This is a genomic window from Agromyces selenitireducens (assembly GCF_052748465.2).
In genome coordinates this window covers 2,354,503-2,369,956 of sequence record NZ_CM188259.1, presented here as the reverse complement: position 1 = coordinate 2,369,956, position 15,454 = coordinate 2,354,503, and the positions used below count along the sequence as shown (strand labels likewise).

The window sequence follows — 15,454 nt, the reverse complement described above, 5'->3', positions numbered from 1 at the left end:
GGGCTCCTCCCGCCGGTCGGCAGCCCGCCAGATTACGACGGCCTCGGATGCCGCGGCAACATCCGATTCCGGCCGCGGGCGGCGAGCGCGACCGGCAGCGGGCGGTTCGTCGGTTACCGTAGTCCGCAGCGCTCGGCAGTCGGAAGGGTGGTCGTGTACCTCAAGAGCCTCACCCTCAAGGGCTTCAAGTCCTTCGCGCAGCCGACCACCTTCGCGTTCGAGCCGGGCGTCACGTGCATCGTCGGACCGAACGGCTCGGGGAAGTCGAACGTCGTCGACGCGCTCGCCTGGGTGATGGGCGAGCAGGGCGCGAAGACCCTCCGCGGCGGCAAGATGGAGGACGTCATCTTCGCCGGCACCTCGACGCGGGGCCCGCTCGGGCGCGCGGAGGTGCGCCTCACGATCGACAACTCCGACGGCGCGCTGCCGATCGAGTACAGCGAGGTCACCATCTCGCGCACGCTGTTCCGCAACGGGGGCAGCGAGTACGCGATCAACGGCGAGCAGTGCCGCCTGCTCGACGTGCAGGAGCTGCTCAGCGACTCGGGCCTCGGCCGCGAGATGCACGTCATCGTCGGCCAGGGGCAGCTCGACCAGGTGCTGCACGCGAGCCCCGAGGACCGACGCGGGTTCATCGAGGAGGCCGCCGGCATCCTGAAGCACCGGCGTCGCAAGGAGAAGACGCTCCGCAAGCTCGACGCCATGCAGGCGAACCTCACGCGCCTCACCGACCTCGCGGCCGAGCTCCGCCGCCAGCTGAAGCCGCTCGGCCGGCAGGCCGAGGTCGCCCGCGAGGCCGCGGGCATCGCGGCGGTCGTCCGCGATGCGAGGGCGCGCCTGGTCGCCGACGAGGTCGTCGAGCTGCGCCGCGCGCTCGACGCGGCCGGACGGACCGAGCACGAGCGGCACGCCGAGCGGCTCGTGCTCCAGCAGGAGCTCGAACGACACCAGGCGCACATCGAGCGGCTCGAGCAGGCGTCGGGCGGCGACGAGGTCGACCGCGCCCGTGCCGTGAGCTTCGCGCTCGAGCAGTCCGAGGCCCGCCTGCGCTCGCTCGACTCGCTCGCCCGCCAGCGCATCGCGCTGCTCTCGGCGGCCGACGAGGGCACGGATGCCGCGCCGACGCTGACCCGCGCCGACATCGACGCCGCGCGCGCCGAGCTCGACGGCATCCGCGGGGGCGTCGGCGACGCGGCATCCGCGCTCGAGCAGTCGACCTCGGCGACGCGCGAGGCGCGGATCGCGCTCGACGCGGTCGACGAGGAGATCGCAGCGCAGGCGGCGCGCGTGAGCGCGTACGACCTGCGCGCGTCGCAGCTCTCGGGCCGCGCCGACACGGCCGCGTCGAAGCTCGCCGCGGTGCGCGGCGAGGTGCTCCGCCACCGCAATGCCCTCGACGCCGCGCGGGCGCGACGCGAGACGGCGGCGGCCGAGCTGGCTCGCGTCGAGGCCGAGTCCGACGCCGATCCGACCGCCGAGACCGACCTCGACGAGGCGTACGAACTCGCGCAGGCCGCGGTGTTCGAGGCCGAGGGCGAGATCGAGCGGCTCAGGGAGGCGCTGCACGACCGCGAGCGGGAGCGCGACGCGCTCGGCGCCCGGGTCGGCGCACTCTCGCTCGCGCTCGACCAGAAGGACGGCTCGGCGGCGCTCGCCGCGTCGGGCACCTCCGGCGTCCGCGGCCTCCTGGCCGAGCACCTGCGCGTCGAGCCGGGATACGAGGCAGCCGTCGCCGCCGCACTCGGCTCGCTCGCCGAATCGGTGCTGGTCGAGGATCGGGCGGCCGCGTTCCGCGCCGTCGCCGCGGCGGCCGACGGCGACCTGGGCCGCGTCGCACTGACGATCGCCGAGCCGGGGGCGGTGCCGCCGCCCTCGTTCGCGGTGAGCGGGCTCGTCGCCGCGGCCGACGTGGTCACGGCGCCGCCCGGGGTGCTCGCGCTCCTCGGCGAGGTGCTCGTCGCCGACGACCTCGATGCCGTCCGCGCCGCCGAGGCCCGGCTGACCGCGCTCGATCGGCCGGCGACCGTGATCACGCGCGACGGCACCGTCGTGGGCCGCTACGTCGTGCGCGGAGGCTCGGGACGCACGCAGAGCCGCATCGAGCTGTTCGCCGAGCGCGACCGGGCCGAGGCCCGGCTCGAGGAGGTCCGAGCGGAGATCGAACGCGCACGCTTCGACCTCGACGAGCAGCGCGCGATCGCCGAGCACGCCAAGGAGCAGTCCAGGCTCGCGCTCGCCGCGCTGCGCGACTTCGACGCGAAGCTCGCGCAGCGCACCGAGGCGCTGAACCGGGCACGCGTGCAGGCCGAGGCCGCCGAGGCCGAGACCGAGCGGCTGGCCGAGGCCCTGCGCACCGCCGAGGAGCGCATCGCCGAGACCGAGCAGGCCGCGACCGACGCGAAGGCCGAGCTCGAGGCCGCCCGCGCCGAGCCGCGCCCCGTACTCGAGGCCGACCGCCGAGACGGGGCCCTCGTCGCACTCGAGCGCGCCCGCGAGGGCGAGGTCGAGGTGCGCCTGCGGCTCGAGACGGCGCGCGAGCGCGTCCGTGCCGAAGAGGCGCGCATCGGGGCCATGGAACGCCAGTACGAGGCAGAGCGGCGCGCCGCAGAGGACGCGGCCCGCCGCGCGGTCGTGCGTCGTGCCCAGCTCGATGCCGCGAGCCGCGTCGCGGAGTCGCTGCCGCCCGTGCTCGCGTCCGTGGGCGCCTCGGTCGCCGAGGCGCGCGTGTCGCTCGCGGCCGCGGAGTCGGAGCGCGCGAGCCGAAACGAGGAGGTGCACGCTGCGCGGCGCGCCGAGGCATCCGTTCGCGAACGCCTGCACGCCGTCACGGAGGACGTGCACGGCCTCGAACTGCGCATCTACGAGAAGAAGCTGCACGTCGCGTCGCTCGTCGAGCGCGCCGAGAGCGAGCTCGGGCTCGGCGAGGACGTGCTCGTCGCCGAGTACGGTCCCGAGCAGCCGATCCCGGTCGACGGCGACACCGAGGCCGAGTCGCCCCCGTTCGATCGCGCCGAGCAGCAGAAGCGCCTGCAGGCCGCCGAGCGCAAGCTGGCCCAACTGGGCCGAGTCAACCCGCTCGCGCTCGAGGAGTTCGCGGCGCTCGAGCAGCGACACCAGTTCCTCACCGAGCAGCTCACCGATCTCGCGAACACCCGCAGGGACCTGTTGACGATCATCGAGGAGATCGACGGCCGCATGGAGTCCATCTTCCGGTCGGCGTTCGAGGACACCCGCGAGGCGTTCGCCGAGGTGTTCCCGATCCTGTTCCCCGGGGGCGAGGGGCGTATCGCGCTGACGAACCCCGACGACCTGCTTACGACGGGCATCGAGGTGAGCGTGAAGCCCGCGGGCAAGAAGATCGAGCGGCTCTCGCTGCTCTCGGGCGGCGAGCGCTCGCTCGCGGCGGTCGCCCTGCTGCTCGCGATCTTCAAGGCCCGGCCGAGCCCGTTCTACATCATGGACGAGGTCGAGGCGGCGCTCGACGATGCGAACCTCGGGCGCCTGCTCACGACGTTCGAGGACCTCCGCGAATCGAGCCAGCTCATCGTCATCACGCACCAGAAGCGCACGATGGAGATCGCCGACGCACTCTACGGCGTCTCGATGCGCCAGGACGGCGTCTCGGCCGTGGTCGGTCAGCGCGTGCGCGACGAGATCGAGGCCAGGGCGAGCTGATCCCGGTGGTCGAGCAGGCCGCTCGCGACCGTGCCGAGACCTTCTGCGGTCTCGGTACGCCGCCTTCGGCTGCTACTCGACCATCGAGTGCTACGTGAGCCGTCGGTCGCCCGGCGCCAGCACCCGGAACCACCGGTAGCCGTAGGCGTCGAGCTGCACCTCGACGCGGCCCTGGTCGTCGATCTCGTCGACACCCGTCTCGAACAGGTCCGAGAGCACGGCGCCCTCGGGCACCTCGCCCAGCTCGAGCGTGACCGTGACGGGCCGGGGCGCGAAGTTGTGCACCGCGACGAAGCGCAGGTGGTCCTCGGTGATGCGGTGCGCGATCACGGCGGGCTCGCCCGTGTCGAGCAACTCGAATCGGCCCCAGCCGATCTCGGGGGAGCTGCGGAACCGTGCGATGAGCCCCCTGATGGTCCCGAGCAGCGAGTCGGGGTCGTGCATCTGCGCCTCGACGTTGACGTGCTCGGGCGCGTACCCGTCGGAGGGGGGCGTCGCGACCAGCCGGCCGGGCGCGGCGCGCGAGAAGCCGCCGTTCTTCTCGCCGCTCCACTGCATGGGCGTGCGCACCGCTTGGCGCTTCTCCTGCTCGCCGTTCTCGCCCATGCCGATCTCCTCGCCGTAGAACAGCACCGGGGTGCCGGGCAGCGAGAACATCAGGCTGTACACCATGCGGATGCGACGGGGGTCGCCGTCGAGCATCGGGGGGAGGCGCCGCACGATGCCGCGACCGTAGACGCGCATCCACTCCTCGGGCGCGAACGCCTCGAAGACCTCCTCGCGCTCCGGATCGGCGAGCTTGTCGAGCGTGAGCTCGTCGTGGTTGCGTACGAAGTTCGCCCACTGCTTCTCGGGCTCGAGCTGCGGGCGCCTCGCGAGCGTCTCGACGAGCGGCGTGGCGTCCTGCCGGGCGAGCGACAGGTAGAGCCGCTGCATCGCCTCGAAGTCGAACTGCAGCGTGAGCTCCTCGGGGTCGCCCTCGCGGCCGAAGTACTCGAGCTGCTGCTCGTACGGAAGGTTGACCTCGCCGAGCAGGATCGCCTCGCTCGAGCGGCGCTGCAGGTAGCGCCGCAGGTCGCGCATGAGCTCGTGCGGATCGCCGACGTCCACGCCGTCGGGCGGCTCGATGAGGAACGGCACGGCGTCGACGCGGAACCCGGAGATGCCGAGCTGCAGCCAGAACCCGACGGTCTTCGCGATCTCGTCGCGCACGACCGGGTTGGCGATGTTCAGGTCGGGCTGGTGCTTGTAGAACGAGTGCAGGTAGTACTGGCCGGTGGGCTCGTGCCACTCCCACACGCCGTCCTCCTCGCCGGGGAATACACTCGCGGCCGGGTTCGGGGGCACCTCGTCGCGCCAGACGTAGAAGTCGCGGTGCGGCGAGTTGCGGCTCCGCTTGGCGGACTGGAACCACGGATGCCGCTCGGAGGTGTGGTTCATGACCAGGTCCATGATGACCCGGATGCCGCGGTCCCGGGCCGCGCGGATGACGGCGACGACGTCGCCGAGCGAGCCGAACCGGGGGTCCACTCCCATGAAGTCCGCGATGTCGTACCCGTCGTCGAGGTCGGGCGACGGCTGGAACGGCATCAGCCAGATGCAGGTCACGCCGAGCTCGGCCAGGTGGTCGAGCCGTTGGGCGAGTCCGTCGAAGTCGCCGCATCCGTCGTCGTTCCAGTCCATGAACGTCTCGACGTCGAGGCAGTAGACGACGGCGGTCTTCCACCAGAGGTCGCCGCGGTCGGTGGCGCGCACGGCTCAGCTCCCCGCGCTCGTCGTGACGCCGGCCTTCGACAGCTCGGGGAGCACGTGCTCGCCGAACGCGTCGATGAAGCCGCGCTGCTCCTGCCCGACGTGGTGCAGGTAGATCCGGTCGACGCCGATGTCGGCGAGCTCCAGCAGGGCGTCGAGGTGCCGGGAGGTGTCGGATGACGCGAGCAGCGTCTTCGCGACGTCGTCGACGGTCGCGTCGGCGGTGCGCTCGTCGAACTCCTCCGGCTGCTCGAGCTCCCAGGCGAGGTGGGCGGGCACGAGCGACTGCCGCCACTGGTGGTGCGCGATCGCGCGCGCCTCGTCGTCGGTGGGCGCCCAGCTGAGGTGCACCTGCACGCAGATCGGACCGCGCCCGCCGGCGTCGCGGTACGTCTGCATGAAGTCGCGGAGTGCCGACGCCTCCTGGTCGACCGTGATGACGCCGTCGGCCCACTCGGCGGTCTCGGCCGCCGTCTCCGTGCTCACGGCCGCCGCGAGGAGCGCCGGACGCGTCTCGGGAAGGCTCCACACCCGGGCGTCATGGACACGCACGAGCCCGTCGTGGTCGACCCGTTCGCCGTCCAGCAGGCGCCGCATGACATCGATCGTCTCGGCGAGCTTCGCGTCGCGCACCTCCTTCTCCGGCCAGCCCTCGCCGGTCACGTGCTCGTTCATCCGCTCGCCGCTGCCGATCGCGGCCCAGAACCGGCCCGGGAACATCTCGCCGAGCGTCGCGATCTTCTGCGCCGCGATGACGGGGTGGTACCGCTGCCCGGGCGCGGTCACGACGCCGAGCGTGAACGAGGTGGCCTGGAGCGCCGCGGCGAGCCACGACCATGCGTAGCCCGAGTGGCCCTGCCTGAGGCTCCACGGGGCGAGGTGATCGCTGCACATCGCAGCGCCGAAGCCGGCCTGCTCGGCCTGCACGACCGCGTCCAGGAGCGCGCTCGGGGGGAGCTGCTCGTGCGACGCGTGGAATCCGACGAGGGGCATGGGGTCTCCTTCCACCTGGGTCCGATGCTCCCGCACCCGGCGCGGGCCGACAAGGCCTTGCGGGGGTGCGGGCGCCCCGGTATCGCGGGCGCGCGGCGGCCGCGGCGGCGGCGAGCGGATGCCGCGACGCGAGCCGCGGCATGCGCTCGCCCCTAGGCTGGTGGTCATGGCAGAACGCGCATCGTGGTCGCTCGGATCGGCCCTCCGCAACGTGTTCGGCGCGAAGACCATCGACGAGGACACCTGGGACGACCTCGAGTCGGCCCTCATCCGCGCCGACTTCGGCCCGGCGGTGACCGAGGAGATCGTCGACCGCATCAAGGCGCAGGTCGAGCGGTACCGCACCACCGACCCGAGGGACGTCCAGCGGATGCTGCGCGAACTCGTCGAGGAACGCCTGGCGAAGTACGACCCGACCCTCAAGCTCACCGAACGCCCGGCGGTCGTGCTCGTCGTCGGCGTGAACGGCGTCGGCAAGACCACGACGATCGGCAAGTTCGCCCGGTTCCTGCGGAACTACGATCGCAGCGTCGTCGTGGGCGCCGCCGACACGTTCCGCGCAGCCGCGGTCGATCAGCTCGCGACGTGGGCGGCACGCGCCGGCGCCGAGGTCGTGCGCCCCGAGCGCGAGGGCCAGGACCCGGCATCCGTCGCGTTCCAGACGGTCGAGTACGCCAAGCGCACCGGCACCGAGATCGTCATCATCGACACCGCCGGCCGGCTCCACACCAAGGGCGGGCTCATGGACGAACTCGGCAAGATCAAGCGCGTCATCGAGAAGCAGGCGCCCATCAGCGAGGTGCTGCTCGTGCTCGACGCGACCACGGGGCAGAACGGGCTCGCGCAGGCCGAGGCGTTCATCGAGCACGGCGGCGTCACCGGCCTCGTGCTGACCAAGCTCGACGGATCCGCCAAGGGCGGCTTCGTCATCGCCGTGCAGGAGAAGACCGGCCTGCCCATCAAGCTCATCGGGCAGGGAGAGGGCATCGGCGACCTCACCGGCTTCACGCCGCACGTGTTCGCGCAGAAGCTCGTCGGCTGAGAGGGGAAGCGACCATGTCGATGGAACACGACTACTTCGGCCTCGTCGGCGACTACTGGTCGGAGCAGGTGCAGTACGGCGACCAGGACGTCGAGGTCGTGCTCGACGCCGACGCCGACCTGGTCTCGACGGCATCGCTCGACGCGGCCGCGACGCTGGTCGGCGAACTCGAGCTCGTCGACGACGAGCTGCGCAACGCGTTCGTGTCCCAGCTCGACTCGTCGGCGTCGCCCGTCATGCGGTTCCTGGCCGCGATGCTCGACCCGGCGCTCGAACAGGCCGACGAGATCGAGGCCGCGATCGGCCGCGACTCCGGCGACCGGCAGATCGATGCGCTCCGCTCGCTGTCGCTCACGCGGGTCGATCTGCGGCCCGACGCCGACGGGCCGGGCGAGACGTTCGCCGAGTTCGAATACGGGCTCGCGGTCGAGGACACCGACGAGCGGCTCGTGGCGACGATCGACGTCGAGCGCGAGATCGTCGACGTGCGATTCGAGGGCTGAGCCCCGGCGGCCGGTGAGCTGCGACACAGCGACACCCATCTAGACTGGGGCGCATCATGGCTACGTTCGGCACCCTCTCCGACCGTCTCACCGAGACGTTCAAGAACCTCCGCACCAAGGGCAAGCTCTCCGCTGCCGACGTCGACGGCACCGTCCGCGAGATCCGGCGCGCGCTGCTCGACGCCGACGTCTCACTCGACGTCGTGAAGTCGTTCACCTCGACCGTGCGCGAGCGCGCGCTCGGCGACGAGGTCAACCGCGCGCTGAACCCGGCGCAGCAGGTCGTGCAGATCGTCAACGAGGAGCTCGTCGGCATCCTCGGCGGTCAACAGCGCCGCCTCCAGTTCGCGAAGAACCCGCCGACGGTCATCATGCTCGCGGGCCTCCAGGGCACCGGCAAGACCACGCTCGCGGGCAAGCTCGCGAAGTGGCTGAAGAAGGACGGGCACACGCCGCTCCTCGTCGCCGCCGACCTCCAGCGGCCGAACGCCGTGAACCAGCTCCAGGTCGTCGGCGAGCAGGCCGGCGTGCAGGTGTTCGCGCCCGAGCCGGGCAACGGCGTCGGCGACCCGGTGCGGGTCGCGAAGGACGCGGTCGCGCACGCGCACCGCGCACAGCACGACGTGGTCATCATCGACACCGCCGGCCGCCTCGGCGTCGACGCCGAGATGATGAAGCAGGCTGCGAACATCCGCAAGGCGACGAACCCCGACGAGGTGCTGTTCGTCATCGACGCCATGATCGGCCAGGACGCGGTCTCCACCGCGAAGGCGTTCCAGGAGGGCGTGGACTTCACGGGCGTCGTGCTGTCGAAGCTCGACGGCGACGCACGCGGCGGCGCCGCGCTGTCGGTGGCATCCGTCACCGGGCGCCCCATCATCTTCGCCTCCACGGGTGAGACCCTCGACGCGTTCGAGCCGTTCCACCCCGACCGCATGGCCAGCCGCATCCTCGACCTCGGCGACATCCTCACCCTCATCGAGCAGGCCCAGGAGGCCTTCGACGAAGAGGAGGCCCTCAAGGTCGCCGAGAAGCTCGCGACCGAGCAGTTCACGCTCGAGGACTTCCTCAAGCAGATGCAGCAGCTGCGCGGCGCCGGCTCCATCAAGAAGATGCTCGGAATGCTCCCCGGCGCGGGCGGCATGAAGCAGCAGCTCGAGAACTTCGACGAGCGCGAGATCGTGCGCACCGAGGCGATCATCCAGTCGATGACCCCCGCCGAGCGGCGCAACCCGAAGCTGCTGAACGGCTCACGGCGCCTGCGCATCGCCAAGGGCTCGGGCATGACCGTGACCGATGTGAACCAGCTCGTGCAGCGCTTCGAGCAGGCCGCGAAGATGATGAAGACCGTCGCGCGCGGCGGCGTGCCGCAGGTGCCGGGCATGGGTCCCATCCCGGGTGCGGGCGGCTACGGCGGCGGCAAGCGGCAGGCGGCCAAGGGCAAGAAGAAGTCGTCGGGCTCGCGGTCGGGCAACCCCGCCAAGCGCGCCGCCGAGAACGCGGCCCTCGCCTCCGGCGTCGCGCCCGCAGGCCAGGGCGGGGCGACGGGCTCCGGATTCGGCCTCGGCGGAAGCGACGCGAAGGGCGCCCCGAGCGAGGAGGACCTCGCGGCCCTCCAGAAGTTCCTCGGCCGCTGAGCCGCCGCGCGTCGGCGTCGGCGCCGCACTAGGGTGAATCCGTGGTGCGGCGGATGCCGCACCATGCCGATCGCTTCAGGGGGACCACCATGACCACGGGCAACGCCGACTACCGCGACTCCGGTCTCGAGTTCGCGCCCGACTTCCTGCTCGGGTCCGCGACCGCCTCCTACCAGATCGAGGGCGCCGTGGCTGAGGACGGACGTGGGCCGTCGATCTGGGACACGTTCAGCCACACGCCGGGCAAGATCTCGAACGACGACAACGGCGACGTGGCGTGCGACCACTACCACCGGTGGGAGGCCGACCTCGACCTCATGGCCGAGCTCGGCCTCGAGGCATACCGGTTCTCGATCGCGTGGCCGCGGATCCAGCCGACCGGCCGCGGGCCGGCGAACGAGGCCGGGCTCGCGTTCTACGAGCGGCTCGTCGACGGGCTCCTCGCCCGCGGCATCCGGCCCGTCGCCACGCTGTACCACTGGGACCTGCCGCAGGCGCTCGAGGACGAGGGCGGCTGGACCAGCCGCGCCACGGCCGAGGCGTTCGCGGACTACGCGCGGATCGTGGGGGAGCGGCTCGGCTCCCGCGTCGCGCTGTGGACCACGCTCAACGAGCCGTGGTGCTCGGCGTACCTCAGCTACGGGTCGGGCGCGCACGCCCCGGGCCTGCTCGACGGGGCGAAGGCGCTCGCCGCGGTGCACCACCTGAACCTCGCACACGGCCTCGCGGTTCAGGCGCTCCGCGAGGTCGTGACGAACGACCCCGACTTCTCGATCACTCTGAACCTGCACGTCATCCGGCCGTCGGGCGAGACAGGGCACGAGGCTGCGCGCCGCATCGACGGGCTGGCCAACCGGGTGTTCCTCGGTCCGATCTTCGGCGACGGCTATCCGTCGGACGTCATCGAGGACACCGCGGCGGTCACCGACTGGTCGTTCGTGAAGCCGGGCGACACCGATCTCATCGCCCAGCCCATCGACCTGCTCGGCGTGAACTACTACTCGACCGTGACCGTGCGGATGTGGGACGGCGTCTCGCCGCGCGTGAACGCCGACGGGCACAAGGACATGGGCGGCACGCCCTGGCCCGGTTCCGAGCACGTGGAGTTCCTCCAGCAGCCCGGTCCGTACACGGCGATGGGATGGAACATCGACCCGTCGGGGCTCGAGGACCTGCTGGTCGCGCTGAGCGGCGCCTACCCCGAGGTGCCGCTCATGGTCACGGAGAACGGCGCCGCGTTCGACGACGTCGTCAGCCGCGGTCCGAACGGCCCCGCGGTGCTCGACCTCGACCGCATCGACTACCTCCGCCGCCACTTCACGGCCGCCCACCGCGCCATGGCGCGCGGGGTGGACCTGCGCGGGTACCAGGTGTGGTCGCTGCTCGACAACTTCGAGTGGGGTTACGGCTATTCGAAGCGGTTCGGGATCGTGCGCGTGGACTACGAAACGCTCGAACGGCTGCCGAAGGCCAGCGCGCGCTGGTTCGCCGAGCTCATCCGCACGCGTCGTATCCCGGGGTAGTCGGGTCTCGATACGCGGCGTCGCGGCTACTCGACCACCGGTGGGATGGTGCCCTCCCGCAGCTCGCGCGCGAGGTGCGCGACGACCGCGGTGAGTTCGCCGCCGTGCGCCTCGGCCACGCGCAGCTGGCGCTGGTAGCTCGCGCCGTCGTCGAGCGTGCGCCGGATCCGCTGCAGCTCCTCGGCGCACCCCAGCCGGGCGGCGTACGGCTCGAGCGTCACGAGCAGGTCGCGCACGTCGTCGCCGACGAGCCGCTCGGTGCCCGCGGCATCGGTGATCACCTCCGCCTCCATGCCGTACCTGGCCGCGCGCCACTTGTTCTCGCGCACGTACCACGGCTGGAGCACGGTCAGGTTCTCGCCGGCGTCGAGGCGGTCCGACATCCACTCGACGAGGCACTGGATGAGCGCGGCGATCGCGCCGATCTCGTCGCCCGACGAGACGCCGTCGCACACGCGGACCTCGATCGTGCCCCAGCGCGGCGAGGGGCGGATGTCCCAGCGCACCTCGGTGTGGTCCTCGATCACGCCCGTGCGGACCAGGTCGTCGACGTAGCGCTCGTAGGAGTCCCAGTCCGGGAGCGGATACGGCAGGCCGGCCGTGGGCAACTGCTGGAACATCAGCGCGCGGTTCGACGCGTACCCGGTCTCGACGCCGGCCCAGTACGGACTCGAGGCCGACAGGGCCTGCAGGTGCGGGACGTAGGCCAGCATGCCGTCGAGGATCGGCAGCGCCTTGTCGCGCTCCTCGATGCCGACGTGCACGTGGATGCCCCAGATCATCATGTTGCGCCCCCACCAGCGGGTGCGCTCGATGAGCTTGTGGTAGCGGGGCTTGTCGGTCAGGCGCTGGTCGTACCACCGGCTGAACGGGTGGGAACCGCTGCAGATGAGCTCGTACTCGCCGAGCCGATCGAGCACGGCGCGCACCTCGGCGACCTGATCGGTGAGGTCGTCGACGGCGCCGGCCACGCGGTCGTGCACGCCGCTGACCAGTTCGACGGTGTTCGTCAGCAGTTCCGAGGTGATGAACGGGTGCGGTTCGCCGTCGTCTCCGCCGAGCTCGGCGAGCACGCGGTCGCCCACGGACGCCAGCTCGCCGCTGCCCCTCTCGACGATCGCGAGCTCCCACTCGATGCCCACGGAGGAGCGCTCGGAGCGTGCGAATTCGATCCGCATGGGAGCCCCCTGTCGTCCCGTGCCGCGGATGCGGCGTGCGCTCATCTTGCCACGCACCGCGGCGATTATCGTCGCGGGGCGAAATCTGCAAGAATGGTCAGTCGAGTTCTGTGCCGTCCGACCCTCTATCCGACGGCGCAGGGCACCTTTGAGCTTCCGCCGGGTGTGCACCCCACGCTCACGGCTGTCAGTTCGCCTACCTCACAACATCTCAGGAGAATCGTGGCTGTCAAGATCCGCCTCAAGCGGCTCGGCAAGATCCGTGCCCCGTACTACCGCATCGTCGTCGCCGACTCGCGCACCAAGCGCGACGGTCGCGTGATCGAGGAGATCGGCAAGTACCACCCCACCGAGGAGCCCTCGTTCATCGAGGTCGACTCCGACCGCGCCCAGTACTGGCTCGGCGTCGGCGCACAGCCGACCGAGCAGGTCATGGCGATCCTCAAGCTCACCGGCGACTGGGGCAGGTTCAAGGGCGACGAGAACGCCAAGAGCACCGTCCGCACCGCCGAGCCCAAGGCCGGCTACCAGGTCGACGACTCGAAGAAGTCGGTCGTCAAGCCCAAGGCCGAGAAGCCGGCGAAGGGCGAGCCCGCCGCCGAGGCCGCTGACGAGACCGCGTCGGACGAGGCGTAGGCCTTGCTCGCTTCCGCGCTCGCACACCTCGTCAAGGGGATCGTCGATCACCCCGGCGACGTGAAGGTCACCTCCGCGTCGAGCGCACGCGGCGAGGTCCTCGAGGTGCACGTGCACCCCGAGGACCTCGGTCGCGTCATCGGTCGCGCCGGCCGCACCGCGAAGGCGCTGCGCACTGTCGTGACCGCACTCGCCGACGGCCGCCGAGTCCGTGTCGACGTCGTCGACACCGACGACTGACGTGGCCGCGGCACCCCGTCCCCAGCAGTTGCGCGTCGGTCGTCTCACCAAGGCGCACGGTCTCAAGGGCGCGATCAAACTCGAGCTCTACACCGATGACCCCGAGCGCCGGTTCACGCCGGGCGCCGAGTTCTCGCTCCAGGTGCCCGAGTCCTCCCCGTGGCACGGCAGGCACCTCGTGCTCCGCGAGCTGCGCTGGTACAACGGCCACCCCGTCGGCTTCTTCGAGGACGTCGACGACCGCACGGCCGCCGAGGGGCTCGTCAAGGCCATCCTCTGGGTCGATCAGCCCGCCGATGAGGTTCCCGAGCCCGACGCCTGGTACGACCACCAGCTCATCGGGCTCGCCGTGCTCCGCGACGGCGAGAAGGTGGGCGAGGTCGTCCACGTCGACCACCTGCCCGCGCAGGACCTCCTCGTCGTGAAGTCCGGTGGGCGCGAGGTCATGGTGCCCTTCGTCTCGGCGATCGTCCCCGAGGTCGACGTCGAGGCGGGGACCGTCACCGTCACGCCCCCGACCGGGCTCTTCGAGGAGCTGCCCGAGACGGCCGCCGACGCGGAGCGCGGATCCGACGCCGACACCGCGGCATCCGCTGCGCCCGGCCGCGACGACGACACCGAGTAGGGGCCGGCGATGCGCATCGACATCGTCACGATCTTCCCGTCGTTCTTCGACGTGCTCGACCTGTCGCTGCTCGGGAAGGCTCGGCAGTCGGGCCTCATCGACGTGCGCACGCGCGACCTGCGCGACTTCACCCATGACCGGCACCGGACGGTCGACGACACCCCGTACGGCGGCGGCGCCGGAATGGTCATGAAACCCGAGCCGTGGGGCGAGGCGCTCGACGAGATCGTCGGCGATGCGGCATCCGACGCCCTGCTCGTCGTGCCGTCGCCCGCGGGCGAGCCGTTCACGCAGGCGGTCGCGCGCGAGCTCGCAGCCGAGGAGCACCTCGTGTTCGCGTGCGGCCGCTACGAGGGCATCGACCAGCGCGTCGTCGACCACTTCGCCACGCGTATGCGCGTGCGGCTCATCAGCCTCGGCGACTACGTGCTGAACGGCGGCGAGGTGGCCGTGATGGCCATGATCGAGGCCGCGGGACGGCTCGTGCCCGGCGTCGTCGGCAATCCGGAGAGCCTGGTCGAGGAGTCCCACGAAGACGGCCTGCTCGAGTACCCCAGCTACACCAAGCCCGCTGTCTGGCGCGGCCTCGAGGTGCCGCCCGTGCTGCTCTCGGGCCACCACGGGAAGGTCTCCGAGTGGCGTCGCGCGCAGCAGCTCGAGCGCACGCGCAGAGTCCGGCCCGAACTCCTCCCCGACGAGGACGACGGCGCCGACCACGCCCCCTGACCCCTGCGCCGGCGCACCGTCCACGTGAGGCACTCTTCACGCGCCGGAAACACGCGGGTCCGCTTCGCGAAACACGCGCTGCATACCGTCGAAACCGGCGGGTGACGCGGATCCCGCCGGAAAGCGGGGTCATCGGATGGGTCGGACGGATGACTCCGCAGCACCGGAGGCGCGCGACGACGCACCGCCGTTGCGCCTCGTCGCGGTCACCCACGGCGCGCCCTCGGCCGCCAACCGCGAGGCGGTCATCCGGCTCGTCGACGGTGTCGCGTCCGCGAGGCCAGAGCTCGACGTGTCGATCACCTTCGTCGACGCGAGTCACGCCGACGTCGGCTCGGCTCTCGAGGCTGCGGCGTCACCGCACACCGTCATCGTGCCGCTCGTGCTCTCGGCCGGCTTCCACGTGCGCACCGGGCTCTCGCTCGGGCTCGACCGGCTCGGCGGCGACGTGCGGCTCGCCGCAGAGCTCGGGCCCGACGACCGCATCGTCGACGTGCTCGCCGACCGGCTCGCCGAGCTCGGCCTGGCCGACGGCGACGCGGTCCTTCTCGCCGCCGCGGGCTCCAACGACCCGCGCGCCGTGCGGGAGTGCTTCGAGACGTCCCGCCGGCTCGGACAGCGGCTCGGCCGGCCGGTGACGGCCGGATTCATCGCAGCGGCCATCCCACGGCTGCCCGACGCGATCGAGATGATCCGCGAGGTGCATCCCGGATCGCGCATCGTCGTCTGCCCGTACCTGCTCGCGCCGGGCACGTTCTACGACCAGGCGAAGGCCGCGGGCGCCGACGTGGTCGGCGACCCCCTGCTGCTGCCCGACCGAACCGCGCCCGGGGCGTTGATCGACCTCGTGCTCGACCGGTACGCCGCCGTGGCCGCGCCCGTCGGGGCGGACCGACGCGAGCGCGCCTGACCCGCCCGCACCCG

13 protein-coding genes are annotated in these 15,454 nt (G+C 71.7%); 10 read left to right on the top strand and 3 right to left on the bottom strand.

Going from position 1 to position 15,454, the window contains the following annotated elements; translation table 11 throughout:
* The first annotated feature begins 153 nt into the window (after positions 1-153).
* Complete coding sequence (gene smc / locus ACULK4_RS11020; RefSeq protein ID WP_445964466.1) at positions 154-3,675, top strand: chromosome segregation protein SMC; 3,522 nt, start codon at positions 154-156, stop codon at positions 3,673-3,675.
* Between the two features lie 90 nt (positions 3,676-3,765).
* On the opposite strand, the gene ACULK4_RS11015 is transcribed toward smc, so the two are convergent.
* Positions 3,766-5,430: an alpha-amylase family protein gene (locus ACULK4_RS11015; RefSeq protein ID WP_445964465.1), complete on the bottom strand. Its 1,665-nt coding sequence runs from the start codon at positions 5,428-5,430 to the stop codon at positions 3,766-3,768.
* A gap of 3 nt (positions 5,431-5,433) precedes the next feature.
* On the bottom strand, positions 5,434-6,420 hold the full coding sequence (locus tag ACULK4_RS11010; protein WP_445964464.1) for a TIGR03885 family FMN-dependent LLM class oxidoreductase: 987 nt from the start codon (positions 6,418-6,420) through the stop codon (positions 5,434-5,436).
* 166 nt (positions 6,421-6,586) lie between these two features.
* On the opposite strand from ACULK4_RS11010, the gene ftsY reads away from it, so the two are divergent.
* The 4 genes from ftsY to ACULK4_RS10990 all read left to right on the top strand — a co-directional run bounded on the left by ftsY (position 6,587) and on the right by ACULK4_RS10990 (position 11,125).
* The gene (ftsY, locus tag ACULK4_RS11005) at positions 6,587-7,462 is read left to right on the top strand and encodes a signal recognition particle-docking protein FtsY (protein ID WP_445964463.1); all 876 of its coding nucleotides are present in this window, start codon (positions 6,587-6,589) and stop codon (positions 7,460-7,462) included.
* Positions 7,463-7,476: 14 nt separating this feature from the next.
* The gene (locus tag ACULK4_RS11000; protein WP_445964462.1) at positions 7,477-7,965 is read left to right on the top strand and encodes a hypothetical protein; all 489 of its coding nucleotides are present in this window, start codon (positions 7,477-7,479) and stop codon (positions 7,963-7,965) included.
* A gap of 56 nt (positions 7,966-8,021) precedes the next feature.
* Positions 8,022-9,602: a signal recognition particle protein gene (ffh, locus tag ACULK4_RS10995; protein ID WP_445964461.1), complete on the top strand. Its 1,581-nt coding sequence runs from the start codon at positions 8,022-8,024 to the stop codon at positions 9,600-9,602.
* An 89-nt stretch (positions 9,603-9,691) separates the two neighbouring features.
* Complete coding sequence (locus ACULK4_RS10990) at positions 9,692-11,125, top strand: GH1 family beta-glucosidase (RefSeq protein ID WP_445964460.1); 1,434 nt, start codon at positions 9,692-9,694, stop codon at positions 11,123-11,125.
* 26 nt (positions 11,126-11,151) lie between these two features.
* On the opposite strand, the gene ACULK4_RS10985 is transcribed toward ACULK4_RS10990, so the two are convergent.
* On the bottom strand, positions 11,152-12,303 hold the full coding sequence (locus ACULK4_RS10985; protein WP_445964459.1) for a glutamate--cysteine ligase: 1,152 nt from the start codon (positions 12,301-12,303) through the stop codon (positions 11,152-11,154).
* A gap of 222 nt (positions 12,304-12,525) precedes the next feature.
* Between ACULK4_RS10985 and rpsP the strand changes: the two genes are divergently transcribed.
* The 5 genes from rpsP (at position 12,526) to ACULK4_RS10960 (ending at position 15,440) form a co-directional block, all read left to right on the top strand.
* Entirely contained in the window at positions 12,526-12,939 is a 414-nt protein-coding gene (rpsP, locus tag ACULK4_RS10980) for a 30S ribosomal protein S16 (RefSeq protein ID WP_445964458.1), read from the top strand.
* Between the two features lie 3 nt (positions 12,940-12,942).
* The gene (locus tag ACULK4_RS10975) at positions 12,943-13,179 is read left to right on the top strand and encodes an RNA-binding protein (RefSeq protein WP_445964457.1); all 237 of its coding nucleotides are present in this window, start codon (positions 12,943-12,945) and stop codon (positions 13,177-13,179) included.
* Position 13,180: 1 nt separating this feature from the next.
* On the top strand, positions 13,181-13,804 hold the full coding sequence (gene rimM, locus ACULK4_RS10970) for a ribosome maturation factor RimM (RefSeq protein ID WP_445964456.1): 624 nt from the start codon (positions 13,181-13,183) through the stop codon (positions 13,802-13,804).
* Between the two features lie 9 nt (positions 13,805-13,813).
* Complete coding sequence (gene trmD / locus ACULK4_RS10965; RefSeq protein ID WP_445964455.1) at positions 13,814-14,530, top strand: tRNA (guanosine(37)-N1)-methyltransferase TrmD; 717 nt, start codon at positions 13,814-13,816, stop codon at positions 14,528-14,530.
* Positions 14,531-14,666: 136 nt separating this feature from the next.
* Positions 14,667-15,440, top strand: coding sequence for a sirohydrochlorin chelatase (locus ACULK4_RS10960; protein WP_445964454.1), 774 nt, complete (start codon positions 14,667-14,669; stop codon positions 15,438-15,440).
* Positions 15,441-15,454: the final 14 nt, after the last annotated feature.